The 24,839-nt window shown below is 72.0% G+C and carries 21 protein-coding genes and 1 pseudogene; 7 read left to right on the top strand and 15 right to left on the bottom strand.

Features of this window, described 5'->3' with window-relative positions; genetic code table 11:
• Positions 1-52 precede the first annotated feature (52 nt).
• Positions 53-1,525: an aldehyde dehydrogenase gene (locus ACIQVL_RS23040; RefSeq protein ID WP_403429169.1), complete on the bottom strand. Its 1,473-nt coding sequence runs from the start codon at positions 1,523-1,525 to the stop codon at positions 53-55.
• Between the two features lie 115 nt (positions 1,526-1,640).
• Between ACIQVL_RS23040 and ACIQVL_RS23035 the strand changes: the two genes are divergently transcribed.
• Positions 1,641-2,321, top strand: coding sequence for a TetR family transcriptional regulator (locus tag ACIQVL_RS23035; RefSeq protein WP_403429167.1), 681 nt, complete (start codon positions 1,641-1,643; stop codon positions 2,319-2,321).
• Positions 2,322-2,741: 420 nt separating this feature from the next.
• On the top strand, positions 2,742-3,287 hold the full coding sequence (locus tag ACIQVL_RS23030) for a helix-turn-helix domain-containing protein (RefSeq protein WP_403476244.1): 546 nt from the start codon (positions 2,742-2,744) through the stop codon (positions 3,285-3,287).
• Between the two features lie 79 nt (positions 3,288-3,366).
• Here ACIQVL_RS23030 and ACIQVL_RS23025 read toward each other — a convergent pair whose 3' ends face one another.
• From ACIQVL_RS23025 to ACIQVL_RS22980, 10 genes and pseudogenes are all read right to left on the bottom strand, one after another.
• A complete protein-coding gene (locus ACIQVL_RS23025) occupies positions 3,367-4,446 on the bottom strand; it encodes a S1 family peptidase (protein WP_403476243.1) in 1,080 nt (359 codons plus the stop codon).
• Between the two features lie 259 nt (positions 4,447-4,705).
• Positions 4,706-5,560 carry a slipin family protein gene (locus tag ACIQVL_RS23020; protein WP_403429161.1) on the bottom strand — a complete coding sequence of 285 codons (855 nt, stop codon included), beginning with the start codon at positions 5,558-5,560 and terminating at the stop codon, positions 4,706-4,708.
• A 123-nt stretch (positions 5,561-5,683) separates the two neighbouring features.
• Positions 5,684-6,583, bottom strand: a complete 900-nt coding sequence (locus tag ACIQVL_RS23015) for a S1 family peptidase (protein WP_403476242.1) — start codon at positions 6,581-6,583, stop codon at positions 5,684-5,686.
• Positions 6,584-6,855: 272 nt separating this feature from the next.
• Complete coding sequence (locus tag ACIQVL_RS23010) at positions 6,856-7,635, bottom strand: DUF1684 domain-containing protein (protein ID WP_403429158.1); 780 nt, start codon at positions 7,633-7,635, stop codon at positions 6,856-6,858.
• Positions 7,636-7,699: 64 nt separating this feature from the next.
• Positions 7,700-8,515: an LLM class flavin-dependent oxidoreductase gene (locus ACIQVL_RS23005; RefSeq protein ID WP_403429156.1), complete on the bottom strand. Its 816-nt coding sequence runs from the start codon at positions 8,513-8,515 to the stop codon at positions 7,700-7,702.
• A 61-nt stretch (positions 8,516-8,576) separates the two neighbouring features.
• Positions 8,577-10,331, bottom strand: a complete 1,755-nt coding sequence (locus ACIQVL_RS23000; RefSeq protein WP_403476241.1) for an FAD/NAD(P)-binding protein — start codon at positions 10,329-10,331, stop codon at positions 8,577-8,579.
• Positions 10,332-10,918: 587 nt separating this feature from the next.
• A pseudogene (locus tag ACIQVL_RS22995) lies at positions 10,919-11,520 on the bottom strand (GTP-binding protein).
• Positions 11,504-11,854 carry a DUF742 domain-containing protein gene (locus ACIQVL_RS22990; RefSeq protein WP_403429151.1) on the bottom strand — a complete coding sequence of 117 codons (351 nt, stop codon included), beginning with the start codon at positions 11,852-11,854 and terminating at the stop codon, positions 11,504-11,506. Before ACIQVL_RS22990 ends, ACIQVL_RS22995 begins: the two are co-directional and overlap by 17 nt.
• Positions 11,851-12,279, bottom strand: a complete 429-nt coding sequence (locus ACIQVL_RS22985; RefSeq protein ID WP_403429149.1) for a roadblock/LC7 domain-containing protein — start codon at positions 12,277-12,279, stop codon at positions 11,851-11,853. The genes ACIQVL_RS22990 and ACIQVL_RS22985 overlap by 4 nt, the downstream gene beginning before the upstream one ends.
• Complete coding sequence (locus ACIQVL_RS22980; protein ID WP_403476240.1) at positions 12,276-14,552, bottom strand: nitrate- and nitrite sensing domain-containing protein; 2,277 nt, start codon at positions 14,550-14,552, stop codon at positions 12,276-12,278. Before ACIQVL_RS22980 ends, ACIQVL_RS22985 begins: the two co-directional genes overlap by 4 nt.
• A 561-nt stretch (positions 14,553-15,113) precedes the next feature.
• On the opposite strand from ACIQVL_RS22980, the gene ACIQVL_RS22975 reads away from it, so the two are divergent.
• Positions 15,114-15,554, top strand: coding sequence for a cell division protein SepF (locus tag ACIQVL_RS22975; protein WP_293991899.1), 441 nt, complete (start codon positions 15,114-15,116; stop codon positions 15,552-15,554).
• A gap of 37 nt (positions 15,555-15,591) precedes the next feature.
• Here the strand turns inward: ACIQVL_RS22975 and ACIQVL_RS22970 are convergent, their stop codons facing one another.
• A complete protein-coding gene (locus tag ACIQVL_RS22970) occupies positions 15,592-16,785 on the bottom strand; it encodes an acyl-CoA dehydrogenase family protein (protein ID WP_403476239.1) in 1,194 nt (397 codons plus the stop codon).
• A gap of 107 nt (positions 16,786-16,892) precedes the next feature.
• Positions 16,893-18,509 (bottom strand): MFS transporter, encoded by a 1,617-nt coding sequence (locus ACIQVL_RS22965; protein WP_403429144.1) that lies wholly within the window; start codon positions 18,507-18,509, stop codon positions 16,893-16,895.
• Positions 18,510-18,770: 261 nt separating this feature from the next.
• Between ACIQVL_RS22965 and ACIQVL_RS22960 the strand changes: the two genes are divergently transcribed.
• Together ACIQVL_RS22960 and ACIQVL_RS22955 are read left to right on the top strand one after the other, a co-directional pair.
• Complete coding sequence (locus ACIQVL_RS22960) at positions 18,771-20,072, top strand: mannosyltransferase family protein (protein ID WP_403429142.1); 1,302 nt, start codon at positions 18,771-18,773, stop codon at positions 20,070-20,072.
• A 238-nt stretch (positions 20,073-20,310) separates the two neighbouring features.
• A complete protein-coding gene (locus ACIQVL_RS22955; protein WP_403429140.1) occupies positions 20,311-21,330 on the top strand; it encodes a phosphatase PAP2 family protein in 1,020 nt (339 codons plus the stop codon).
• Between the two features lie 109 nt (positions 21,331-21,439).
• Here the strand turns inward: ACIQVL_RS22955 and ACIQVL_RS22950 are convergent, their stop codons facing one another.
• The gene (locus ACIQVL_RS22950; RefSeq protein WP_293991910.1) at positions 21,440-21,655 is read right to left on the bottom strand and encodes an I78 family peptidase inhibitor; all 216 of its coding nucleotides are present in this window, start codon (positions 21,653-21,655) and stop codon (positions 21,440-21,442) included.
• A 493-nt stretch (positions 21,656-22,148) separates the two neighbouring features.
• Positions 22,149-22,853, bottom strand: a complete 705-nt coding sequence (locus tag ACIQVL_RS22945) for a transglycosylase family protein (protein ID WP_403476238.1) — start codon at positions 22,851-22,853, stop codon at positions 22,149-22,151.
• A gap of 541 nt (positions 22,854-23,394) precedes the next feature.
• Here ACIQVL_RS22945 and ACIQVL_RS22940 point away from each other — a divergent pair.
• Both ACIQVL_RS22940 and ACIQVL_RS22935 read left to right on the top strand, forming a co-directional pair.
• A complete protein-coding gene (locus ACIQVL_RS22940; RefSeq protein WP_403429136.1) occupies positions 23,395-24,180 on the top strand; it encodes a hypothetical protein in 786 nt (261 codons plus the stop codon).
• A gap of 135 nt (positions 24,181-24,315) precedes the next feature.
• Positions 24,316-24,723, top strand: coding sequence for a hypothetical protein (locus ACIQVL_RS22935; protein WP_403429135.1), 408 nt, complete (start codon positions 24,316-24,318; stop codon positions 24,721-24,723).
• Positions 24,724-24,839: the final 116 nt, after the last annotated feature.

Below are 24,839 nucleotides of genomic sequence, written 5' to 3'. Positions count from 1 at the left end.
GGGCCGATCTCGCCCGAACAGCCTTTTCGGATGCGCGGGGCTCACCGGCCGCTCACACCGTGAGTCCGGTGCCGATCGCCTTGAGCTCGGTGTACTCGTCGAGCCCGTACCGCCCGAACTCACGGCCGAAGCCGCTGTTCTTGAAGCCGCCGAACGGTGCGTCCCAGTGGCGCGACGCGCCGTTCACGGAGAACACACCGGTACGCACCGCACGGGCGACGTCGATGCCGCGCTCGGGGTCGGCGGTGAAGACCGCGCCGCTCAGGCCGTAGGGAGAGTCGTTGGCGATCCGGACGGCGTCCGCCTCGTCCTCGAACGGGATCACCACGATCACGGGCCCGAAGATCTCCTCCTGCGCGATGCGCATCGAGTTGTCGACGTCGGCGAAGACCGTGGGCCGCACGTAGTACCCGGCCTCCAGTCCCTCCGGCGCGCCCGGACCGCCGGCCACGACGCGGGCGCCCTCGTCGATACCGGCCTGGATGTAGGTCTGCACCCGGTCACGCTGCCCCTCGCGGACCATCGGCCCGATGAAGGTCTGCGGGTCCGAGGGGTCGCCGACCTTCAGGCTCTCGGCCAGCTTGCCGAGCGCGGTCACGACCTCCTCGTACCGGCTGTGCGGCGCGAGGACCCGGGTGAGGGCCACGCAGGCCTCGCCGTTGTTCGAGAAGCTGCCGTACCGGATCCCCTCGACCACCCGGTCCAGGTCCGCGTCCTCCAGGACGATCGCCGCGGACTTGCCGCCGAGCTCCAGGCTGACCCGCTTCAGCTGCCCCGTGGCCAAGGAAGCGATCTTGCGGCCCGCGACGGTGGAACCGGTGAAGGCGACCTTGTCGACGCCGGGATGGCCGACCAGGTACTCGCTGACCTCACGGTCGGCGGGGAGCACGCTGATCACCCCTTCGGGCAGCCCGGCCTCGACGAGGAGTTCACCGAACCGGACTCCGTCGAGGGCGGTCTCGGGAGACGGCTTGAGGATGACGGCATTGCCGGCCAGCAGCGCGGGCATCAGCTTGACCTGCGCCGACTGCTGCGGGGCGTTCCAGGGGATGACCGCGGCCACGACCCCGACCGGCTCCCGGCGCACCAGCGTCCGCAGGCCGGAGGCGTCGACGAGCTCCTCCTCCCAGGGGTGGTCGGCGGCCAGGCGCAGGAAGTCGTCGGTCCGGTCGTTGACAAGGTTCTGCAGCATGGTCGTGAACCAGATGGCAGAGCCGTTCTCCGCGGTGGTCAGCGCGGCCAGCTCCTGGGCCTCCGCCCGGTGGAGGCGCGCGAAGCGAGCGATCACCTCGGCCCGCTCGCCCGGGGTCATGCGGGGCCAGGGCCCCTCGTCGAACGCCCGGCGCGCCGCGGCCACGGCCCGGTCCACGTCCTCCTGCACGGCTTCCGGGGTATGTCCGGCGACGCGGCCGTCGTGCGGGGAGCGGATCTCGAAGACCCGATCGGAGGCCGGTTCGGCCCAGTCCCCTCCGATCAGCAGCTTCGTGTACTCGTAACGGCCTGCCGGGTGGATGTGCTCGCTCATGATCTTCCCTTGCTTCGGGAGCGGTAGTGGTTGCCCGATTTAGTGAAACACAGGTGCACTAACAACGCAACATGGTTGCACTAACAATGCAACGGTGTTGCGATAATCTCTGGGCATGACCACTTCGTTCCAGCGCGCACGCAGACCGGAGCAGAAAGAGCAGCGCAGGCAGGACATTCTGGACGCCGCCGCCGCCCTCGGGCGGCGCGACGGCGTGCGGGCGGTCACCCTCACCGGCCTGGCCGGCGAAGCCGGCGTGCACAAGTCGGCGGTACTGCGCTACTTCGAGTCGCGCGAGGCGGTCTTCCTCCTGCTGACCGCGGACGCCTGGCAGGACTGGGCGACCGCCGTCGAGGAGGCCCTGCCGGAGCCGACGGACCCCCAGGAGGTCGCCGCCGTGCTCGCCGGCACGCTCGGAAACCGGCCGCTCTTCTGCGACCTGCTCGCCCACGCGCAGCTCAACCTGGAGCGCGGCGTGTCCGAACAGGAGGTCCGCGCCTTCAAGGTCTCGGCCCTGGCCGCCGTCGACCGCATCGCGCACACGCTGACATCGGCCATGCCGTCGGTGTCCCGGAGCCAGGCGATCGACGTGATCGCCGGCGTGACGGCGGTGGCCGCGGCGCTGTGGCAGACCGCGAACCCGCCGGAGACCCTCGCGCGCATCTACGCACAGGACCCCGCCTTCGCGCACTCCCCCCTGGAGTTCGCACCCCGGCTGGAGCGACTGGTGGCGCTGCTGCTGACCGGCACGGCCGCGGCGGCAGAGCACGGCACGGGCACGGCCGAGGGCGCGTGACACCCAGGGAGTCCTCTGACCGCCCTGCTCAACGCGGTCCGCATCGGCGTCCAGTACGTCTGGGAGGAACTCACCGGCCGGATCCCTGCCGAGGACGCCGCGGGCACCGGCGCGCTGCCGGCGGAGGCGACCCGCTTCTGGTCCACGCTCAGCGTCCTGTCCGACGAACTGCGCACCGGGTACTTCGCCTCTCTGGCCGCCCGGGTCCGCGGCTCACAGAGGAGCGCAACGAACTCCTCGACATCCTGCTGGGCCTGCCCGACGTGGGCCGGCAGGCGACGGCGGCCCAGCACCTGGGGCTCCCCGCGCCACGGCCGCTTCCGGATCGCCGTCGTCGAACACGGCCGGTCGCCGCTGTCCCCCGGGACCGTCGTCGGCCACCCGCGGACGGCCCGGCTGGTGTGGCGGCTGGACCAGCCGGTGTCCGTCTGCCTGGCGGAGCTGGGGGTGGGGCAACGCGCCGCCCGTCTCCAGGGGATCCTGCGTCACACGTCAGGGCGGCGCATCGGGGTCAGCCGCTGTTTCCGGGACGTCGTCGACGCCCCCCCGCCGCCCGCCGCCCGCCGCCCGCCGCCCGCCGCCCGCCGCCCGCCGCCCGCCGCCCGCCGCCCGACCCTGATCGCCCTCGGCACGGTTGCCTCCGCCGAGACCGGAGTCGCCCGGTACGGAGAAGACCCGTTGGCCACGCTGGTCGCCAGCGCGCCCGACACCGCGATCGAGGTGACCGAGGACCTCCTGCACGGCGTGCTGACCCTTCCGGAGATCGAGCGCGACACCCTGCTGACCACGCTGGACAGGTGGTTCGCGGCGGGCGGGTCGACCGCGGCGGCCGCCCGTTCGCTCTTCTGCCACCGCAACACGGTCCGCTACCGCCTGCGCCGGATCGAGGAGCTCACCGGGCTCTCCGTGACCGACCCCCGGGCATCGGCACAGCTGCTGATGGCTCTCCACGCCCACCTCAGATGACGACCGTCCGCCCCCTTCTGCCGGCCGTCGGCCCACCCCCGGTACGAGGGCGGTCAGCCGATCCGGATACCGGTGGCGGTCAGCCGATCCGGGCCCCGGTCGCCGACAGTGCCTCCGTCACCGGCTGGAAGAACGTCTCGCCGCCGGAGGTGCAGTCGCCGCTGCCGCCGGAGGTCAGGCCGATCGCGCTGCTGCCCGAGAAGAGGGAACCGCCGCTGTCGCCGGGCTCGGCGCACACGTCGGTCTGGATGAGTCCGCTCACCGTGCCCTCGGAGTAGTTCACGGTGGCGTTGAGGCCGGTGACCGTGCCGTCGTGGACCTGGGTGGTGGAGCCGCTGCGGGCCACCTTCATGCCGACGGTGGCCTCGGCCGCTCCGGTGATCTGCTGGGCGGAGCCGTTGTAGAGGTCGACCTCGCTCGGGTGGTCCACGTCGGAGGTGTACTTGACCAGCCCGAAGTCGTTGCCCGGGAAGCTGGACTGGGCGTTCTGGCCGATCACGTCGCCCGAGGAGTCCGACCAGGTGGAGATGGCCTGGGTGCAGTGCCCTGCGGTCAGGAAGTACGGCTGGCCGTCCTTGACCACGTTGAAGCCGAGCGAGCAGCGCCCGCCCGACCCGCTGATCGCGTCGCCGCCGGCGATGAAGGGCTTGAACTCCCCCTTCGAGTGCCGGAGTTCGACCTTCCGGCCGAGTCCGTCGACGACCTTGGTGAGCTTGGCGAGGTCGGCCCCGGTGACCGTCCTGTCGGCGGTGACGACCACCTTGTTGCCGACCGGGTCGGTCGCCCACGAGGTGCCGGGGATGGTCGCGTCCTGCTTCAGGGTGGTGCGGGCGCCGTCGAGTTCGGCGAGGGAGTTGGCGACGAGTCTCGCCTTGGCCCCGGCCGCCTCGACGGCCTTCGCGGCGGCGTCGTCGAGCACGTTGACGACGAGGTTCTTCGACCCGGCGTCGTAGTAGGTGCCCGCCGCGTCGGTGCCGAGGTCGGCGGCGAGCGTCGAGGCGAGCTTTCCGGCCGCCGGAGCGGACAGGATCTGCGGTGCGGCGGCCTTGGCCGGCTCGCTCGCGTTCGCACTCTGGAAGGTCACTCCGGCGGCGACGAGCGCGGCGACACCCGCGCCGGCGAGCGCCGCCCGGCGCCCGGGTATGCGTCGGTGCTTCAACTCATGTCCTCCTGTGGGGGGTCGGCCCGCAAGGTGGTGGGGACCCCGAGGACCGGAAGGCTGGTTGACGGCCGCCTACTATTCCGAGACCCACAGGGAGCACACAAGGTCGACTTCAGGTCTCGCGTGCGCGGATGTTGTGCGCCCCCCGTGTGCGGACCCTTCACAGTCGCCGAGCACCGCAGGAGAATTCGCTCTGCAAACACGTCGGGCGAGCAGTCGAACGCCGACAGTGGCGTCCGCCCCGGCCGCCTCCCGGCTACCCCTGGCCGGAACTCGCCCCCGCCGCCCCGTCGGCACCACCGGCTCCCGCCGCCCCGTCGGCGCCACCGGCCCCGGCCGCCGGGGGCAGTTGCTGCTGCGCCCGCTCCAGGAACCTGAGCAGCTCCACCGGGAACGGCAGCACCAGCGTCGAGTTCTTCTCGGCGGCGACCGCCACCACCGTCTGCAGCAGCCGCAGCTGGAGCGCGGCGGGCTGCTCCGACATCTCCTTCGCCGCCTCCGCGAGCTTCTTGGAGGCCTGCAGTTCGGCGTCGGCGTTGATGACGCGGGCCCGGCGCTCCCGGTCGGCCTCGGCCTGCCGGGCCATGGACCGCTTCATGGTCTCGGGCAGCGAGACGTCCTTGATGTCGACGCGGTCGATGGTGACGCCCCACTCGACGGCCGGGCTGTCGATCATCAGCTCCAGGCCCTGGTTGAGCTTCTCCCGGTTGGACAGCAGGTCGTCCAGCTCGCTCTTGCCGATGATGGACCGCAGCGAGGTCTGCGCCATCTGCGAGACCGCGAACTTGTAGTCCTCGACCCGGACGACCGCCTCGGCGGGCGCGGTCACCTTGAAGTAGACGACGGCGTCCACGCGTACGGTCACGTTGTCCCGGGTGATGCCCTCCTGTGCGGGCACCGGCATCGTGACGATCTGCATGTTGACCTTCTGGAGCCGGTCCACGAACGGGACGATCATGGTGAACCCGGGCTCGCGCACCTGCGGTCGCAGCCGGCCGAGGCGGAACACCACACCCCGTTCGTACTGTCTGACGACCCGTGCCGCGGCCAGCGCGTAGACCGCTCCGACGGACACGAGAGCGGCTCCGGCCGCCACCAACGCCTCGACCATGCCGGCCCCCAGGGGGTGACTCCAATGGTCCTTCGACGGTAACTCCGGCACCCCGTCAAAAGGGAGCCCCCGCACGCCGGTTGCGTACGGGGGCCCACCGGGAGAACCGATCCGGGAGGATCGTCAGCCGACGCTCACGCCGTAGTAGCTCAGCGCCTCGGTGACCGGCTGGAAGAAGGTCGTACCGCCGGAGGTGCAGTCGCCGCTGCCGCCGGAGGTCAGACCGTAGGCGACGGAACCGCCGTAGAGCGGGCCGCCGCTGTCGCCGCCCTCGGCGCAGACCGTGGTCTGGATCATGCCGTAGACGATGTCACCGCTGCCGTAGTTGACGGTGGCGTTGAGCGCGGTGACCCGGCCGCTGTGGGTGCCGGTGGTCGAACCGCGGCGGTACACCGTCGTCCCGACGCTGGGCGTGGCCGCGCTGGAGATGGTCTGGCTGCCGACCGCGCTCGGGTGCGCGATCGAGGTGTTGGTGTAGCGGACCAGCGCGAAGTCGTTCGTCGGGAAGCTGTAGCCGACGTTCGTGCCCAGGACCGTGGTGTGGCCGGAGTTGCTGTACCAGGTCGAGGCCACCTCACCGCAGTGCCCGGCGGTCAGGAAGTAGTACGTGCTCCCGCTGTGCACGTTGAAGCCGAGCGAGCAGCGGTAGGCGCCGCCGTAGATGGCGTCGCCGCCGGTGATCAGCTTCTTGAAGGTGCCGGGGGTGTGCTTGATGGTGAGCGCGCCGGAGTTGACGCCCGCCTGCCGCTTGATCTTGGCGATCTCGGCGTTGGAGACCGTGGAGTCGACGGTGACGACGACACGGCCGGTCTTGCTGTCGACGGCCCAGGCGGTGCCGGGGACGTTCGCCTTCAGGACGGAGCTGTTCGCGGCCTTCAGCTCGGTGGCGCTGAAGGCGTGAACGTCACTCGCGCTCGCGGTGGGGACGGCGAGCGCCGCCGCGGCCAGGAAACCGGTGCCCACGGCGATCAGCCGGGTCCGTCTCGCGATACCGCTGCGGGGGGTCGTGCGCTTGATCCTCACTTTTCGTTCCCTCCCAGGGGAAGTCGGGGGCCCGCGTGGGGTCGGGGCCCGTGAGGCGCAGCCAGTGGGTGGCGCCCGGTTCTCGGACACGCAATGCCCCTGACAAGCGCTGTGGGGGAGTATTCGGGCGAACGACCGGTACCCGCAAGGGTGCCTTTCGGCCGTGCGACCGTGTTCGAACGATGCCGACTTTGTGTGATCTCGTCGCGGTCCGGGCGAGTTGACGCCCTGCCCGGATCCGTCGAATATCCGTCGAATATCCGTCGGATGCCTCAGGCGAGCTTCCGCTCCCCCGCCTCGACGGCGAGGTCCAGCGTGTTGCCCGGCGGCGGGAACGGGCAGATGAAGTGGTCCGCGAAGGCACACTGCGGCAGCTGCGCCCGGTTGAAGTCGACGAGGGTGGAGCCGTCGGCGGCCGGGGCGGCCGAATAGAGGAACCTGAACCGGAAGCTGCCGGCTCCGCCGGAGGTGTCCGCGAACACCGCCCACAGCCGGCCGTCGGGCTGCTCGGCGACCTGGAGCGTCCGCTCCCGCCCCGCCAGGGTGAAGCCGAGTTCCCCGGCGAGCACGAGCCCGCGCTCCACTCCGTCCGCGGTGCCGACGCGGACGGTGCGCGGGTCCCCGGCGTACGGCGTGAAGCGTCCCGGCACCGACCAGCGCGGGTCGTACGGGGTGGCGTCGATGCCCCGGAAGGCGCGGCGGGACCCGGCGGCCGGGTCGTACTCCCGTACGCCCCATATGCCCTCGCGGACCAGGACGACCAGCCGGCGCTCGCCGAGCGTGACCCGGGCCGAGGGTTCGGGGTCGGCGGCGAGCCGGACCTCGCCGGCGAAGGGCTCGCCGTCCAGGGCCAGGCCGTCGGCCGCCGTCGCGGTGAGCACGACGCCGTCCCCGGCGGCCGCCCAGATTCCGGGGACCGCGGGGAGCCGGCCGTCCGGATGGTCCTCGATCCAGTGACTGCCGACCAGCGCGAGCGGCCCGTACGGCGCCGACACCGTCTCCTCACGGTGTTCGTGCCAGCGCTTCCAGTCCCCGGCCGCGTCCGCGTTCATACGATCAGTCCTTCCGTCGCCCTCGTCGTCGCGCCTGTCATGTCTCTCCTCTGCGCAAGGTATTTCACGGCGCCGCGAGTTGCCCGGCGGGCCGGGCGAGGCCGAGGTGCTCGCGCAGGGTGCTGCCCGGGTAGAAGGTGCGGAACAGACCGCGGTGCTGAAGGAGCGCCACGGTGCCGTTGACCAGGCGCTCCAGGTCGCGGCGCGGCTCGGCGGGGACCAGGTGGAAGCCGTCGGTGGCGCCCTCGCCGTGCCAGCCGGCGACCAGCTCCGCCAGATCCACCGGACCACCCCGGTACAGCGGCCCCTGCACGGTCTGCCGGGGGCCGCCGCCACCGTGCCCCCGCTCGGCCGCGCGCTCCCCGTCACCCAGATCCACCAGGAGGCTCACCAGCACCCGCAGGGACTCCGGGTCCCGCCCGAACTCCTTCGCGCGCTGACGCAGTTCCTCCCGAGCGGCGGCGGCCTGCGCGGGGCTCGCGGCCCGCACCAGGGCGACGTCGGCGTACCGGGCGGCGGCCTGCCGGGCGGCGGGCTCGGTGGCGTCGGCCACCCGGACCGGCTGCTCCGGCGCGGGCCCCGGGGTCTCGCTCCACCGGCCGGCCCGGCCCCGGCTCACCCGGTCGAGGTGGGCGACGGCGGCCTCGGGGCCGGCCGTCACCGGAACCAGCCCGATCCGCCGGGTGGCCGGGGCCACCTGCGCCAGCACGCCGACCGCGTCGGTCTCCGGCCACCCGAACCGGTCGTCGAGCGTCACGAAGTCCAGTCCGCCGCTCTCGGCCAGCCGCACGAGTTCGACGCAGCGCTCCGCGTCGAACACGCCGACCTGGTCGACGGCGGCGGCCAGATGCAGCAGCCCCCGGCCGTACGAGCCGGTCATCACCACGAACCTCCCGGTAAGACAGCCTGTGAGACAGCCGGACGCCGACCGTGACGCGCGCTCATGACCCGACTCCGGCCAGGTCGGCCAGGAAGGCGAGGGCGGCGCGGGCCGTGGCGTCGTTCTGCCGGAACGCGGGCCCTCCGGTGCGCGGCCGGGTGAACGCGCCGGGCGTACGGCCGTTCGTGAACGGCCCGAGCGCGAACCGGCGGGGATGCGGCCGCCCGCCCCCGTCGAGGATCCGCCCGTCGGCGGGGTCCACCCTGAGCAGCCCGTCGGCCGTCTCGGCGGCCTCGTCCGCGGGCAGCCCGCGCAGCAACGCGTCCCGGGCCCGTCCCACGGTGGGTTCGGGCAGCCGCGCCTCGACCAGGGCCCGTGCCTCCACGGCGAACCCGGGAACCGTGTCGGCGGAGGCCCGGAACACCCCGTCCTCGGCCGTCACCGTCATCCCGGCGCCGACGAACCGCAGCACCCCGGCCCGGGACAGTGCGAGCAGCTGCCGCAGCCGGGGGCCGGGCGGCCCGGAGGCGAGGTAGCTGAAGAAGCCGTGCCACCAGGACCCGATGTCGCCGAGGCGGACCAGCTGCCCGTAGACGGAGAGCAGTCCGAGGAACACCGCCAGGTCGGCGCTGTACGCGGGATCGTGCCGGCGGTCCAGGTCCGCCTCGACGTACCCGCGCAGTCCCTCCTGGAACTCCTCGTGCGACCCGTACCGCACCCCGTCCAGCGGATGGTCCAGCGCCGCGAGGTCGAGCCGGTCGGCCGGGTCGGGTACGGCGGCCGCCACCAGCGCCCGCACCTCCGCCTCGCCCTCGGCGGCGGCGTACTTCTCCTCGAAGTCCCGCCAGGCGACGGCCGTCCGCTCGGGGTGGACGGTGAACAGCCGGTGGTAGTGCGCGAAGCCCAGCTCCTTCTCCACCAACGGCCACACGTCCCGCCGGAAGTCGAAGCCCCCGGGCCGCGCGAGCAGTGCGTCGATCTCGGCGGGGCCGAGGAAGCGGGGCAGCGGCGGGCGTTCGCCGGTCCAGTCGTACCCGATCTTCGCGTGGTACGGCACACCGCGCCGCGACCCGACGTACAGCACCGGCTCCTGCCCGGACGGCACGTAGGTGTCGCCGTCGTAGCGGCCGCCCCGCCCCTCCGTGAGCAGCACCATCAGGTCGACGAAGGCGAGCCCGAACCCCCGCACCAGCACCGGTTCGCCGGGCCGCAGCGCGGACAGGTCGCTGTCGGCGGTGAAGTCGGGCGGCAGGTGGACCAGGCCGTGCGCGTCGGCGTACGCGGCCAGCGCGGCCTGCTCCGGGTCGAGTTCGGCGTCCAGGTGGCCGAGGGCGAGGACGACGAGGTCGGCGAGGAGCGGACGCGGCCGGCCCTCCAGCCACACCTGCTGGCGGCCCTCGCGCGGCCCGCTGACCCGCAGGGCCCGGCGCGGGTGGTGGTGGACGGTGATGCCGTCCGGGAGGTCGGCGACGGCGCGGTCGTGGACGTGGCGCAGATAGCGGCCCTGGATCTGCCGGTCGGCGAAGGTACGGCCGTCCAGGCCCGCCCACTCGTGCAGGGTGGGGCCCTCCCGCACCGGCCCGGCCATCCGCACCGACTCGTCCGTGAACATGGTGACGTCCTCGGCGTGCGAGTTCATCCACAGCAGCGGCGACTGGGCAGCCCGCCAGATCCGCCCGGCACCCGGCGGATGCGGGTCGACCAGATGGATGTCGAGACCCGAACCGGCGTACAGCTCCGGCGCGTTGGCGGCGATCCGCTCCAGGAGTCCGGTCCCCCGCGGTCCGGCTCCCACGATCACCAGCTGGGGCCTCATCGGACGGCCTCGGGCCCGGGTATGCCGGGGACGGAAGAGACGGCGGTTCTGGCAAGGGTCTCGGAAGACATGGGAAGGCTCCGTGGCGGATCATTCGAACACGGTGGACGCGCACACGGGGTGCGGGTGCCTTCACACGGAACGCCGGCGTACGGCGCTCTTACGGCCGAGCCCCTCAGCAGGGCCGTCCGTCGACTCTACGGTGCCGTTTCCCCTCGTTGTCAAGGGTGTCCAGAGTGTGAGCGGCGCGTCTCAGGTCGGTTGACGGAGAACCGGAGACCTGTTCCACTTGGCCCATGCATCCGCAGCAGTGGCTGGTCAAGCGCTCCCACATCGACTTCGGTCGAGTGTGGTCCTGTTCCTGTTGAGCTGACCCCCTGTGCGCCCCGCGGACCGCGGGGGCTCTTCGCGTTCTCCTTGCGCCTTCACACGCACCCCCCCTCCCCTCGCACCCTGCACGCAGGAACAGACGCCGGATTCACGCGCCCCAAAGGGGCGCGGGGCTGTGTAGATCTGCGGCTCCGCCGCGTGGGCGCGATCAGCCACGGCGAATTCCGCGGCCGCCACACACCCCCGCGCCCCGCCCCCTACCGCGACATCACCGCCACCCTCCTCTTCGGGGGCCCGACCCGCTGCCCGATCACCCGGTCCATCAACGCCCCCAGCACGTCCCGCACCGACCCCCGCTCCCGCGCGTCGCACTCCAGCACCGGCACGTCGGCCCCCAGCCCCAACGCCTCGCGCACCTCTTCCAGATCGAACCGCTCGGCACCGTCGAAGCGGTTCACGGCGAGGACGAAAGGCGCCCCATGGGCCTCGAAGTAGTCGACGGCGGGGAAGCAGTCCTCGATCCGGCGGGTGTCCGCCAGGACCACCGTGCCCAGCGCCCCCTCCACCAGGTCGTCCCACAGGAACGAGAACCGGTCCTGCCCGGGCGTCCCGAACAGGTACAGGGCGACGGCCGGATCCAGCGTGATCCGGCCGAAGTCGAGCGCCACGGTGGTCGTGGTCTTGGACTCGACCCCGGCGAGCGAGTCGACGCCGACCGACACCTGGGTGATCGCCGCCTCCGTGTCCAGCGGCTCGATCTCCGAGATCGCCCCGATGAACGTCGTCTTGCCGACCCCCAGTCCCCGCTCACCACGATCTTCACGGCGAGCGGCACGACCTTCTCAGAGCGCCCGGACATGGTCCCTGATCCTTTCCAGCAGCTGGAGCGGCAGCTCCGCGGGTTGCCGGCAGGCGAGCTGCCCGGCGACGACGAGATCGGAGATCAGCACCTTGGCGACTCCGAGGGGGACGCCGACCCGGTGCGCCACCTCGGCGACCGTCGTCGGCTGCGCGCACACCGCCACGATGTGCCGGCGTTCGAACGTGAGCGACTCGTCCGCCGCGCCCACGGACACGACCAGCGTCTCCAGCCGCAGGTCGCTCTGGAGCGGCTCGGCCCGTCCGCCGGTGATGATGAACGGCCGTACGAAGGCCGTGTCCTCGACGGGTTCGGCAGGCTCCCGCGCACTCATCGTGGCAACGCCTGCCGCAGGTCGGCGATGAGCGTCGGGGTCAGCAGGTCACCGGCCCGCTCCGCGAGCACCGCCATCTCGTAGCCGACGAGGCCCAGCTCGCCGCTGGAGTCGGCGAGGACGCCGAGACAGCTGCCGTCCCGGATCGCGGAGACCAGCAGGAAGCCGCGCCCCATCTCGATCATGATGAGCTTGACCCCGTCGAAGCTGTACCGCTTCGAGGCGCTGCGCGCGAGCGACGAGAGTCCCGACACGATCGCCGCGAGATGGTCGGCCTCGGTGCGCCCGAGCCCGTCCGAGACGGCGATCAGCAGCCCGTCGGAGGAGACGGCGACCGCGTCCCGTACCCCGTCCGTGGACTTGACGAAGTTCACGAGCAGCCAGTTGAAGGTCCGGGAGTCGTTGGGGGTGTCGACGGTGGTCATTCGCCGTCCTCCTCGCCGCGCGCCTCGGCCGCCTGCGCCTGCGCCTGCCCCTGATCTTTCTCTTTCTGCTTCTCCCTCTGCTTCTCCTTCTCGACGCTGATGCCGCCCCGCATGTGTGCGCTGCGCAGGGTGGCGAGCATTCCGGAGACCTCTTCGGGGCTGCGGTCGGGGGTGCGCTCGGCGGGCGCCGGGCGGCTGGGCCGGTCCGTCTCGCTGACGGCCTCCGAGATCGCGCTGCGCTGCGGCCGCTTCACGAGCCCGTTGCGGGTCCGGGCGGCCGAGGCCGCCTTCTTCTGCGGCTGTTCGGGCCGGGCCTCGGCGGCGACGGAGACGAGCTGCGCCTCGTCGGGCTCCTTGCGCGGGGCCGGTACGGCGGCGGCCGCCTGCTGCTTCGGGGCGGCCGCGGCCTCGGTGAGCAGGCTGTCGGGGACGAGCACCCGGGCCACCACCCCGGCGGCCGGAGCCTCCCCCAGCCGCACCTCGATGCCGCACTTGCGGGCGAGCGCGCCGACCACGAAGTGGCCGAGGAACCGGGTGGGTTCGGCCATGAAGCTGGCGGTGCCGGACAGCCGTACGTTGGCCTCGGCGATCGCCTGGGCGTCCATGCCGAGGCCGTGGTCGACGATGGCGACCAGGTAGCCGGCGCTGGTGCGGCGGCCCTCGATCTCGACGTCCGAGTCCGGCGGGGAGAAGCTCAGCGCGTTCTCGATCAGCTCGGCGAGCAGGTGGGCGATCTCGGCGACGACCGCGCCGTTGAGGTGGGCCGGCTCCACCCGGCGCAGGGTGACCCGGCGGTACTCCTCGACCTCGGCGAGGGAGGCGCGCAGGACGTCCGTGATGGACAGCGGGGTGGACCAGGGGCGGGGGCTGGACTCCCCGGCGAGGACGAGCAGGCTCTCGGCGTTGCGGCGCATGCGGGTGGCGAGGTGGTCCAGTTCGAAGAGGTTGGCGAGGGTCGCGGGGTCGGCGTCCTCGTGCTCCAGCCTGTTGATGAAGCTGATCTGGCGGCGCACCAGGTTCTGGTTGCGGCGGCCGAGGCTGACCAGCGAGTCGGTGGCGTTGCGGCGCAGCACGGCCTGTTCGGTGGCCAGGTCGTAGGCGGCCCGCTGCACCCGGTCGAAGGCTTCGGCGACCTCCTTGACCTCGGCGCCGGCCCGGCCGGGGACGGCGAGCGGGGCGGGCGGCCCGGGGTACTCGCCGCTGGAGCCGTCCTGGACGGCGGCGACGGCCTTCGGCAGCCGCTCACCGGCGACCTCGCGGGCCTGCTGGGCGAGTTCGGCGAGCGGTGCGGAGACGGATCGTACGCAGTCCAGGGCGAGCGCGCCGAGCGCGGCGACGGTGCCGAGGGCGAGCAGCAGGAAGAGCAGCAGGTCGCGCTGGGCGGTGCCCTCCAGGGCCGAGGCCCGGTTCTCGACGTCGGTGCCGAGTGAGACCTGGACGTCCCGCAGCCCGTTGATGGTGGCGGTCATCGCGTCCCACCACTGCATGGGCGGGATGTCGTTCCACTTCAGCTTCCCGCCGCCCTTGACGGCGGTGTCCTCGTACGCCAGCGCGCGTTCGGCGTCCGGGGTGGTCAGGGCCGCGTCCAGGCGGCGCTGCTGGGCGTCGGTGGCCGAGCGCGGGAAGGCGTCGAGGGCGGCGAGGCGGCCGGCCCGGATCTCCATGAACCGGCTGTAGTCGTCGCCCTGGAACCGCCCGGCGCGCACCGAGCCGAGCACGATGGCGCGCTCCTCGCCGGTGAACTCCTTGGCGTTGCCGAGGATCTGCAGCGCCTGGTAGGCGTCGCGCAGGTTGGCGTCGTGGACGTCGCTCAGGCCGAGGTCGAGCCGGTCGAGGACGGTGATGGTGGTGGTGAAGTAGTCGAAGGTGTCCTTCACCACGCCGGTGTGGCCGTCCGCGTGCTTGCGGATGCCGGCGAGGCCGTCGAGCCGTCCCAGGGACTCGCGCACCGAGCCGGCGGCGCTGTCGTCACGGCCGCGGAGCGCCTGGTCGAGCCGGCCGCGGGCGGCGTCGGTGGCCTTGCGCTGCGCGGGCAGCTTGCCCGCGAACTCCTTCACGCCGCCGACGTATCCGGTGGTGAGACCGCGTTCCTTCTGGAGTTCGTGGATCAGGCCCTGCAGCGTGATCTCCAGCCGGGCGTTGTCGGCGGTGGCCGAGGCGTTGCGGTAGGCGGAGACCTGCTCGGCGGCCGCGACGCCCAGCAGCGTCAGCAGGACGGCGAGGGCCAGGACCAGGATCCTCAGGAGCCTGGTGCGAATGGTGGCTGCTTGCACGGAAGTGCCTTAATCATGAGGCGAGTTGATGGATGTGCGGAACCGGGGGAGAAATGGTTCTGCGCTCCGGCCAACGAACCTCTCGGGCAGCGGTCACCCGATCATGTTTTTGTTTTACGTCACGGAAACAGGATCAAGGTGAATCCCGAGGCGGCGGTCCCGGCGTCGCACTTCCGTATACGGTGACGGACGCTCATCCCGGTTGACGCCGTCCGCCGCCGCACCCGAGCTCGGGGCGAGGTGCCCTGAGTGTGCGTCAGACCGTCCCGGGGGCAGGTCGAAGAGGCCCGCGAGGCGCGGCGAGGAGACTCCGGACCGCCTCCGCCCGTTCACCCGGACGCACCGTCCATCACCCGTACGCCGGGAACAATCATATTTCACTCTCAGTCAGCAGGCGTGTGAGCTACCGCCCTTGGGGTACCTGGGCTCTCGACGTTTTGGCTCTGCACCAGTACCGTCACAAACCCCCCGTGCGGCGTCTATCCACTTGGCGCGACATCCGCATCATGGACGACCATAGGGATGCGGAAGCAAGAAAGACCGCTGTGAGAGGAGGCGTCCATGGGATCGGTACGCAAGGCGAGTGCCTGGCTGGGCCTCGTCGACGACAACGATGACGAGCGCTACTACGACGACGACTACTCCGAAGGGACCGAGCAGCCCGGGGATGCCTGGGTCACCGACCCCCGGGTCAAGGTGGCCACGGACACCGCCGAGGAGAAGGGCCGCCGGATCGGCACGGTCACCCCGGACAGCTTCCGGGACGCCCGCGCGATCGGCGAGCTGTTCCGCGAGGGCGTGCCGGTCATCGTGAACCTCACGGCCATGGAGCCGGGCGACGCCAAGCGTGTCGTCGACTTCGCGGCCGGGCTGACCTTCGGCCTGCGCGGCACGATCGAGCGGGTCGCCAACCGGGTCTTCCTGCTGACCCCCGCGAACACCGAGATCGTCAGCGGTGAGCCGGCCAGGCGCCGCGAGGACGGCTTCTTCAACCAGAGCTGAGGCAGGGCCGTCACCGGCCCTGCCCCCGCCGCGGTGCTCACCGGAAGGCGTCGAGCCCGGTGAGCGCCTTGCCCAGCACCAGCTGGTGCATCTCGACGGTGCCCTCGTAGGTGAGCACCGATTCGAGGTTGGTCGCGTGCCGCATCACGGGGTACTCCAGCGAGATCCCGTTCGCCCCGAGGATCGTCCGCGAGGTACGGCAGATCTCGATGGCCTCGCGTACGTTGTTGAGCTTGCCGAAGCTGACCTGCTCGGGACGGAGGCGACCGGCATCCATCCGCCGCCCCAGATGATGGGCGAGCAGGATCCCCTTGTGCAGTTCGACCGCCATGTCGGCGAGTTTGGCCTGGGTGAGCTGGAAGCCGCCGATGGGCCGACCGAACTGCTCGCGTGACTTCGCGTAGTCGACGGCGGTCTCGAAGCAGGTGCGTGCCGCGCCCATGGCGCCCCACACGATCCCGTACCGGGCGTGCGAGAGGCAGCTGAGCGGCCCCTTCAGTCCGGTGACCTCCGGCAGCACGGCGTCGGCGGGCAGCCGCACGTCGTCGAGCACCAGCTCACTGGTGACACTGGCCCGCAGCGACCACTTGTGCTTGATCTCCGGCGCCGAGAACCCGGGCGTGTCCGTGGGCACGGCGAACCCCCGGATCCCGTTCTCCGTCTGCGCCCACACGACGGCGACGCCCGCGACCGACCCGTTGGTGATCCACATCTTCCGCCCGCTCAGCACCCAGTCGCCGCCGGCGTCGCGCCGGGCGTACGTCCGCATGGCGGCGGGGTCGGACCCGTGGTCCGGTTCGGTGAGCCCGAAGCACCCGATGACGTCACCGGCGGCCATGCCCGGCAGCCAGCGCTGCTTCTGCTCCTCGCTCCCGAACCGGTGAATGGCGTACATGGCGAGCGACCCCTGCACGGAGACGAGCGACCTGATGCCCGAGTCGGCGGCCTCCAGCTCCAGGCAGGCGAGCCCGTACTGCACGGCGGACGCCCCGGCGCACCCGTACCCGCTGAGCGACATCCCCAGGGCCCCGATCGACCCGAGCTCCTTGGCGAGCTCCCTGATGCCGGGCAGCTCCCCGCTCTCGTACCACTCGGCGACGAACGGCAGCACCCGATCCGCCGCCCAGCGCCGCACGGTCTCCCGTACGGCGAGATCCTCCGGCTCCAGAAGATCGTCGATCCCGAGCGGGTCACCGGCATCGAACGGAGGCAACTTCACGGACGCGGACATCAGAACCCTCCCAAAACTAGCACCGCTAGTTACACCAGCTTAGGCACAGTCTCCCCGCTCACCCGCCCACGCACCACCCGCGCGGGCGGTGCGCGCGACGAGGGGGGCTACGCGGAGACGCGGGAGCGTTCCGCTTCCCTGGGGGCAGGGAGGTCCACCGACGCCCCGGCGTCCTCGCACTGCATCGCGCGCGGCAGCCGCAGCGCCATCACCGCTCCGAGCAACAGCAGCCCCGCGCTCACCAGCAGCGTCACATGCAGCCCGTGCACATAGGAATCCCGCGCCGCCCGCCGCAACGCCGACCCCGCCGACCCGCCCAGCCGCCCGGCCACCTGGTACGCCTCGCCCAGTGACCGTCCCGCGGACGCGGACGCCGACGCGGGCACCCCCGGCACCGCGGCCAGCCCCGGCGCGTACGCCGCGTTCATCACGCTGCCGAGGAGCGCGATCCCGATCCCGGCGCCCAGTTGGTACGACGTCTCGCCGATCGCCGCCGCCCCGCCGGCCTGCGCCGCCGGGGCCTCGCTCAGCATCGACTCGTACGCACCGAAGAGCGTGGTCTCCAGACCGAAGCCGAGCAGCAGGAAGCCGAAAAGCAGCAGACCCGCGTTGTCGCTCCCGCCCATCGCCGTCAGCGTGAGCACCGCCGCCGCGGTCAGGCAGAAGCCGAAGCACACCATCCGGCGCGGCCCGAACCGCCGCAGCAGCCGCGCCCCGGCCAGCCCCGCCGCCATCGCGGCGAGCGTCAGCGGCAGCAGCCGCAGCCCCGTCTGCAACGGCGAGAGGCCCAGCACCAGTTGCAGATACTGCGCGGCGATCAGCTCGAGTCCCACCAGCGCCAGCATCGCCAGCACGATGCAGCCCACCGCCGTGGAGAACGCCGGCCGCGCGAACATCTTCAGGTCCACCAGCGGGAACGCCCGCCGCCGTTGCCGTCGCACGAACAACACCAGCAGCAGCGTGCCGAGCACGAGCGGCGCCACCGTCAGCGCACTGCCCGCCGGCTCGCCGCCGCCGAGGCGCTTCACCGCGAACACCACCCCGAACAGGCCGCCCGCCGCCATCAGCGCGCCGAGCACGTCCCAGGGGCCATCGCGGTCGCCGCGGGACTCGGGGAGGAAGAGACGCCCCACCGGCAGGCTGACCAGCATCAGCGGGATGTTGACCAGGAAGACGGAGCCCCACCAGAAGTGTTCTAGGAGGAAGCCGCCGAGGAGGGGGCCGACGGCCGCACCGACCGCCGCCACCGCGCTCCAGATGCCGATCGCGAGGGCCCGTTCGCGCCGGTCGGGGAAGACCTGCCGGAGGATGGAGAGGGTCGCCGGCATGATCATCGCGCCGCCGACCCCGAGCAGTGCCCTGGCCCCGATCAGCGCCGCCGCACTCGGCGCGAGGGCGGCCGCCGCGGAGGCGATGCCGAACAGGGTGTAGCCGAGGAGCAGGACGCGCCGCCGGCCCACCCGGTCGCCGAGCGTGCCGAACAGGATCAGCAGCGAGGCGCAGACCAGCGGGTAGATGTCGACGATCCAGAGCAGTTCGATGGCGCCGGGCCTGAGGTCCTCGGTGACGGCGGGCATCGCGACGTGCAGCACGGTCGCGTCGAGGGCGACCAGCAGCAGGCTGACGCAGAGGACGACGAGGACGACCCAGCGGTTGGCACCGGCACCGGCCCTGGACACCGCACGACGGCGCGGTCGTACGGCGGCCGTGGTCGTCCCGGACATGTACGTACCTCCCAGATGGTCACTCGCGTGCGGCGGACCGGCGGGGCGGGGACTCCCCGTCGTACGGCCGGAGAGGAGCGGAAGTCTCCGGCCCGCGCGGACGAACGCGAGTGACATGTCAGCGTACGCGAGTCCGCAGCGGGGGCACGTGGCGGACCTCTCACACGCTCCGGAGAACTCATGTGGCGTACGCCACTGCCCCCGCTCCGCACCACGCCCGCGCGAACCCCGCGGTTCCGCGGCCCGTCGATAATCGAGCCCGTGACCGATCTTGAAACGCCCGTGGCGGCACCGCGCGCCCCCGCCCTGCGCCGGGCGGCACCGGCCCTGCTCGGCTACGCGGCCGTACGCGCCCTGGGCCTGGCCGTGCTGGCCGGGTGGAGCGCGGCCCGCGGCAAGAGCGCGTACACCTTGTTGACGGCACGCTGGGACTCGCTGTGGTACACGCGGGTCGCCGGACCGGGCTACGGCTACCAGGTGCGGCTGCCGAACGGCGACGTCCACTCCGACCTGGCCTTCTTCCCGCTGCTGCCCTGGCTGGAGCGCCTGCTGCACGCGCTCTCCCCCCTGTCGTACGCCGACGCCGGCTTCACGGTGAGCCTGCTCGCCTCGCTCGCCGCGGCCTGGGGGATCTTCGCCGTCACGGACGTCGTGTACGGCCGCCGGGTGGGGATCTGCGCGGTGCTGGTGTGGGCCGTGCTGCCGGTCGGGATCGTGCAGTCGATGGCGTACAGCGAGTCGCTGTTCACAGCGCTGGCCGCGTGGTCGCTGTACGCCGTGCTGACCGGCCGCTGGGTGACCGCCGGGATGCTGGCCGCGCTGGCGGGACTGACCCGGCCGGTGGGGCTCGCCGTGGTGGCGGCGGTGTGGGCGGCGGGGGTGGTCTCGTTCGTGCGGGATCGCGGCAGGGGCGCGCGGGACGGTGGTACGGGCCAGCCGGACGGCGCGCACGTCACCGAACGCGCCCCCGAGACGTCCAGCGCCGCCCGAGCCCGGCGCACCCCACAAGCAACCGGCGCACCGAAAGCAACACACGCCCCCTACGTCACCCCCACCGACACCCCCGCGTGGCGCCGCGCGCTCGGCATGCTCCTCGCCCCCGTCGGCGCCGCCGCCTACGTCCTGTGGGTCGGCCACCGCACCGGCCGGGGCCCGTTCGGCTACCTGGACGTCCAGGCGGGCTGGCGCAACGGCTTCGACGGCGGCTATGCGTTCGCGCGCTTCGTGGCCGACAAGTTCACGTCATTTCCGTCTGCACTGGCCGGAGCGGGTTTGATCCTGGGCGTCGGCCTGCTGCTGTGGCTCTACGTGACCGGCGTCCGCCAGCGGCAGCCGCTCCCCCTGCTGGTCTACACGGGTGTCGTCCTCGCGCTCGCGCTGTGCGCGTCGAGCTACTTCGGCTCCAAGCCGCGGCTGCTGATGCCGGCCTTCCCGGTGCTGCTGCCGCTCGCCCGCGCCCTCGCCCGGCTGCGCGTCGGCAGATCGGCGCTGGTCACGGCGGGTGTGGCGGTGGCCTCGGCGGTCTATGGCGCGTTCTGGCTGAACGGCTCCGGACCTCCATGATCGTTTCGGTGCGCCGGGTGAGCAGCCGGAGAATTCCACCCCATGCTCTGGTTAACGAATTCATAAGTGCCATAAAACGGCGACCCGACATGATCAAAGGAATTGAAGGGCAGACCCGCCGAGGATTACGGAATCCTTAGAATTCGGAGACCTCCTGAGAGGTTTCCCACATCACATCGTCATCACAAAGCCGCTGTTTCGTCCGGGAACAGAGCTCACTCGCTGTAACGTCGATTGGGTGCGTACCGAACGAAACCTCACCCGTCTGGACCGGGTGTTCGCCAGGCTGGACCGTGAGCCGGAACGGCCGGCCCACATTGATGTGCCGAAGATGAGCCGGCACCGGGTCGTGTTGTTCACCGCGACCCTCGCCTTCTACCTGGCGATCGTGTGGGCCGTCGTGATCACGTCCTGGCTGGTCCGGCTCGACTGGCAGGTCATGTTCTTCCGGCCCTACCAGCAGTGGTCGGGAATCCACTGGTTCGTCGACTACTACGTGGTCCTCGGCCAGCGCGGTCCGACCGCCGTGATGGTCGCGGCCTGGCTGGGCTGGCGCTCGTGGCGGCAGCACACCCTGCGCCCGCTGCTCACGCTCGGCGCCTCGCTGCTGCTGCTCAACATCACGGTCGGCGCCGCCAAGCTCGGCATGGGGCGCCTCGGACCGCACTACGCGACCGTCATCGGCTCGAACGAGATGGGCCTGGGCGGCGATATATTCCCCAGCGGACACACCGCCAACGCGGTGGTGACCTGGGGAATTCTGGCATACCTGGCCTCCACCCCGAGAGCCCGCCGCTGGCTCTCCGCCGCCTCGGCTGTCACCTCCCTCGGCGTCGGCATGTCCACCGTCTACCTCGGTACGCACTGGCTGAGCGACGTGTTGCTGGGCTGGGCGGCGGGGCTGCTGATCCTGCTGGCACTGCCCTGGTGCGAGCCGTTCATCGCCAGCGCCGAGACCTGGCTCTTCGACCTGCGCGACCGCTGGCGCGCCCGCCGCGGCAGCATCGTGCCCGCGCCGGTCCCGGTCCCCGTGGTGCTCAAGCCGCGCCCGGCGCCCGTCGAGCAGGCGGCGCCGGAGCGCGAACCGGTCTCCCTGGCCCGCCCGCCCAGGGCCCCGATCCACCTGGCGCCCGGCCCGCACACGGCCCGCTCGGAGCGCACCCCGGTGACCCCGGCGGGCAGCCGCCGCCCACAGCACCCCGAGCGGCCGCCGCGCGGCACCCCCGCCCAGGCGGCCCGCCCGCTGACGGGCGGCTGACCGGCGGCCGTACGGAGGCGACAGCGGGGGTCAGGTACGCACAGCCGGCCCCGGCACCGCGAAGGCCCCGGTTCCCCCTGCGGGAACCGGGGCCTTCGCCGTCGTACGGTCAGCCCTTCCAGGCGCGCGCCACGACGCCGTCCCGTACCTCGAAGTTGAGCCGCCCCATCCGGTACTCCATGGTGATGATCGCGCCCGGCGGCAGCGAGCGCACGGTGGTCCATCCGCGCTGCCGGGCGAGCCGTTCCGCGTCGCCCGCGTCGCGGCCTACGTACCCTTGCGGGCTGTCCTGGGGCTCCGTCGGCGGAGCGGTGTCCGGTGCCATGCGGCCCACGCTAGGCCGCTTCCGGCGGCGACGGAAGCCGAAGTCCCGGGTCCGCCCCCGGTCACACTTCTGTCACAGAACCACGACACGCGTTTCGGTCGAACTCCGTCACACGTATGAGCGGTTCCATGCGTCTTCCTGGCGCATTCGAGTGCAATTCCCCGATGCCGGTAGGGTCTTCCGAAAAGCCGCCGGAAAGAACCCGGAGCGGGGATCCGGGACACTCCGGCGCCTGCATTCCATTTCGATTCCGAGGGCCCGCGTCGAAGCTGACACCGCATAAGAGATTCACCGGTTCGGCACAGAACCCCCGTACCGCGCGGGTAGGCCCGGGGTTGCGGCAACGTGAACTCGGAGCGTGCCGTCCGCACATGAATCGCCCTCACATACGGCTACGCACCCCATTCGGAGCATGTCCATGCCCCCACGCAACGCACCGTGCCCCGCCCGGTCGGGCCGGGCGGGGCACGGTGGCGCGGGGCGGGGGTTCGCGTCAGAGCGCGAGGCGCTGCCCGGGCATGATCAGGTCCGGGTCGTCGCCGATGACGGCCCTGTTGGCGGCGTAGAGGCGCTGCCAGGTGGTGCCGTGCCGCTCGGCGATCCGGCTCAGGGTGTCGCCCTCACGGACGGTGTAGTCGCCCTTGGCCGAGGTGCGGCCGGTGCCGGCCGTCGAGCGCTGCGGCGCCTTCGCCGCGGGGGCCGACTTCCGGGTGGTCGTCGTGGTCGACGACTTCGAGGACTTCGACGACTTCGTCGCCGACTCCGTGCTGCTCTTCGTGGTCACCGAGGCGCTCTCGGGCGCCGAGCCGCTCGCCCCGGCCCGGCCCGAGCAGACCGGCCACGCGCCCCAGCCCTGGGCGTGCTGGACCTTGGTGGCGACGGCGATCTGCGCTTCCCTGGAGGCCTGGTCGGCCGTCGCCGCGTAGGCGGAGCCGCCGTACGCGCGCCAGGTGGAGGCGGAGAACTGGAGTCCGCCGTAGTAGCCGTTGCCAGTGTTGATGTGCCAGTTGCCGCCGCTCTCGCACTGGGCGATGCGGTCCCACACTCCGTTGTCCGCCGCCGCGGCGTTGCCGGTGGCTGCCAGCAGGCCCAGCGGGGCGAGCAGCGCCGCTCCGGCCAGGGCGGCCGTCGTACGGCCCTTGCGGGAGCCGTTCTTGCTCACGGCGGTCTCACGGGTGGTATCGGCACACTCGGACATGTATTTCCCTCTCCACATACCCGGGCTCCCCCTGGCGGGACGCGGTCCCCGCGCAATGGACGCGGTTCCTCGCGCTCGCCCCGTCCGCCGCGGCCGGTACTGCGGTGGTGCTCTGCCTGATGCCGGCCGGCGGACGTACCCGAGCGGTGCTCGCTGCACACGGCGGAGGAATCTAGAGATCGGGAACGCCCGAAATCAACCAACTCCCTGTCGGGCCAGGCCAGTTCGGTGTTACCGTGGGTAGCGGCGATTTCCAGCCACCCACTACATTCCAGGATTTCGTGATTTGTCGACCATGGGTTCGACGGATCTGTGATTCACTTCACCGCGTCAAACTCCTTTGGCTTGCGAAGAGTTGACGGGGAGTGCCGGATTCCGCACGACGGGTGACCCTGCGCAGTGGATGGTTCGATCCCGATCCCCCCAAGGCGTGACCCCCACCACAGATCGCCCGTTGTCTTCTTCATGAGCCCGCGACCCCGGGGGCTCACGGACCGGGAGCCACCCGGGCCTTCACGTACCGCATCCCGAGGGAGCCACCGTGCCGCGCATGCTCGACGTCAGCGACGAGGTACGCGCCGAGATCGGCGACGAAGAAGCCGACCGGCTGCTCGCCGGAGACAACGCGCCCGGCAGTTACGACTGCACCTCCTGCCGCACCCCGGGCGACTCCGCGCAGGAGCGCACCAGCACCGTCCTGTTCATCGGCGACGAGACCGCCGTCCTCGCCTTCGCCCACGCCACCTGCCTGCCCTCGCAGGTCGTCCAGGTCACCGAGGAGCAGCTGCAGGGCGCGGTCCGCTCCATCAGCGGCGACGGCGCGCCCGGCGGCGGGGCGCAGAAGTCGGTGCCCGAGCAGGCGGTACTCGGGGTGACCAGCGGACTCGTGCTGATCGCCGGGGAGTTGCACCCCGCGCTGGTCGTGGAGCCGACCTCGCCGATCGTGCGGCCCGGCACCGACGGGGTGGGCGACGACTTCCTGCCGCTCCTCATCGAGCAGGGCTTCATGCCGGTGCCGGAGCTGACCGCGGTGCCGCCGGTGCTGCACGGGTGGTCGGTGCTGCTGGCGGTGGGTCAGCTGCACGCGGTGCTGCAGCCCGGTCCGGCGGGCGGGCAGCCGGTGGCGTGGTGGCAGGCGCATCAGCCGCTGCAGGTGACCGACGGGTGGCGGGCGGCCGCCAACAAACACCAGCAGGTGCTGATGTTCGCGGCGCCGGTGGGATCGATCGGACGGCAGCCCCGGGAGGATCTGCTGCGCGACGCGATCGACAAGGCGGCGGCCAACGGGAAGCTGGTGGCGGCGGCGCTGCCGCTTGCGGGGGTCTGAGGGGCGCCCGACGGGGCGGGAGCCACGGTGCGTGGGCAGCTGCGGGTATGCCGTGGCTGGTCGCGCAGTTCCCCGCGCCCCCAAAGGGGCGCCTGACGGCCGCATCTCTTTGACGAACCGGTCGTTTGGACATACGTGCACGCATACGACCTTCCTCCCCACCGGCCGTCCTTCTCCGCCGTTCCCGCTGCCCGGGTGGCTCAGGAGGCCCCCGGCGGGCACTCGGCCACGCCGATCTACGACTCGCTCTACGCGGAGTGGGTCAAGGCCTTCCGCACGCTGCCGGGTGATCGCAGCGGGGAGGAGTCCCTGGGGTTCGTCGCCTTCGGGAGCGCTCCGTTCAGTACCGGCACCCACGGTCTGGGGGTGTACGGAGGGAGCTCGTACAGCTCCTACAGCGCGGGGGCCTACAGCGCCCGGAGCGGCGGCGGGCAGCCGCAGCCGCCGCAGTGGCAGCGGATCGGGACGCTCGGGCGGGCCCAGGAGAACGGGATGGCGCCCGTGCCGGTGGCGCTTCCGCCGGCTCCGCGCCGGGGGATGTGACGCATAGGGAGAGGGGGGGGGGCCCCCCCCCGGGGGGGCCCCCCCCCCCCCCACCCCCCCCCAAAAACAACCCCCCCCCCCCCCCCCCCCCCCCCCCCCCCCCCAGTACCCACGCG

Origin of the sequence: Streptomyces sp. NPDC090499, from assembly GCF_044769305.1 — a bacterium.
In the GTDB taxonomy this organism is placed as follows: Bacteria; Actinomycetota; Actinomycetes; order Streptomycetales; family Streptomycetaceae; genus Streptomyces.
This window is presented reverse-complemented; position numbering and strand designations above follow the sequence as displayed.

Coding starts and splice junctions, on each gene's coding strand:
- ACIQVL_RS22945 (WP_403476238.1), bottom strand. CDS start 22,853: ATGTCCGAGTGTGCCGATACCACCCGTGAGACCGCCGTGAGCAAGAAC.
- ACIQVL_RS22975 (WP_293991899.1), top strand. CDS start 15,114: ATGGGATCGGTACGCAAGGCGAGTGCCTGGCTGGGCCTCGTCGACGAC.
- ACIQVL_RS23040 (WP_403429169.1), bottom strand. CDS start 1,525: ATGAGCGAGCACATCCACCCGGCAGGCCGTTACGAGTACACGAAGCTG.
- ACIQVL_RS23005 (WP_403429156.1), bottom strand. CDS start 8,515: ATGACCGGCTCGTACGGCCGGGGGCTGCTGCATCTGGCCGCCGCCGTC.
- ACIQVL_RS23020 (WP_403429161.1), bottom strand. CDS start 5,560: ATGGTCGAGGCGTTGGTGGCGGCCGGAGCCGCTCTCGTGTCCGTCGGA.
- ACIQVL_RS22990 (WP_403429151.1), bottom strand. CDS start 11,854: ATGAGTGCGCGGGAGCCTGCCGAACCCGTCGAGGACACGGCCTTCGTA.
- ACIQVL_RS22970 (WP_403476239.1), bottom strand. CDS start 16,785: ATGTCCGCGTCCGTGAAGTTGCCTCCGTTCGATGCCGGTGACCCGCTC.
- ACIQVL_RS22985 (WP_403429149.1), bottom strand. CDS start 12,279: ATGACCACCGTCGACACCCCCAACGACTCCCGGACCTTCAACTGGCTG.
- ACIQVL_RS23010 (WP_403429158.1), bottom strand. CDS start 7,635: ATGAACGCGGACGCGGCCGGGGACTGGAAGCGCTGGCACGAACACCGT.
- ACIQVL_RS22965 (WP_403429144.1), bottom strand. CDS start 18,509: ATGTCCGGGACGACCACGGCCGCCGTACGACCGCGCCGTCGTGCGGTG.
- ACIQVL_RS23000 (WP_403476241.1), bottom strand. CDS start 10,331: ATGAGGCCCCAGCTGGTGATCGTGGGAGCCGGACCGCGGGGGACCGGA.
- ACIQVL_RS22950 (WP_293991910.1), bottom strand. CDS start 21,655: ATGGCACCGGACACCGCTCCGCCGACGGAGCCCCAGGACAGCCCGCAA.
- ACIQVL_RS23035 (WP_403429167.1), top strand. CDS start 1,641: ATGACCACTTCGTTCCAGCGCGCACGCAGACCGGAGCAGAAAGAGCAG.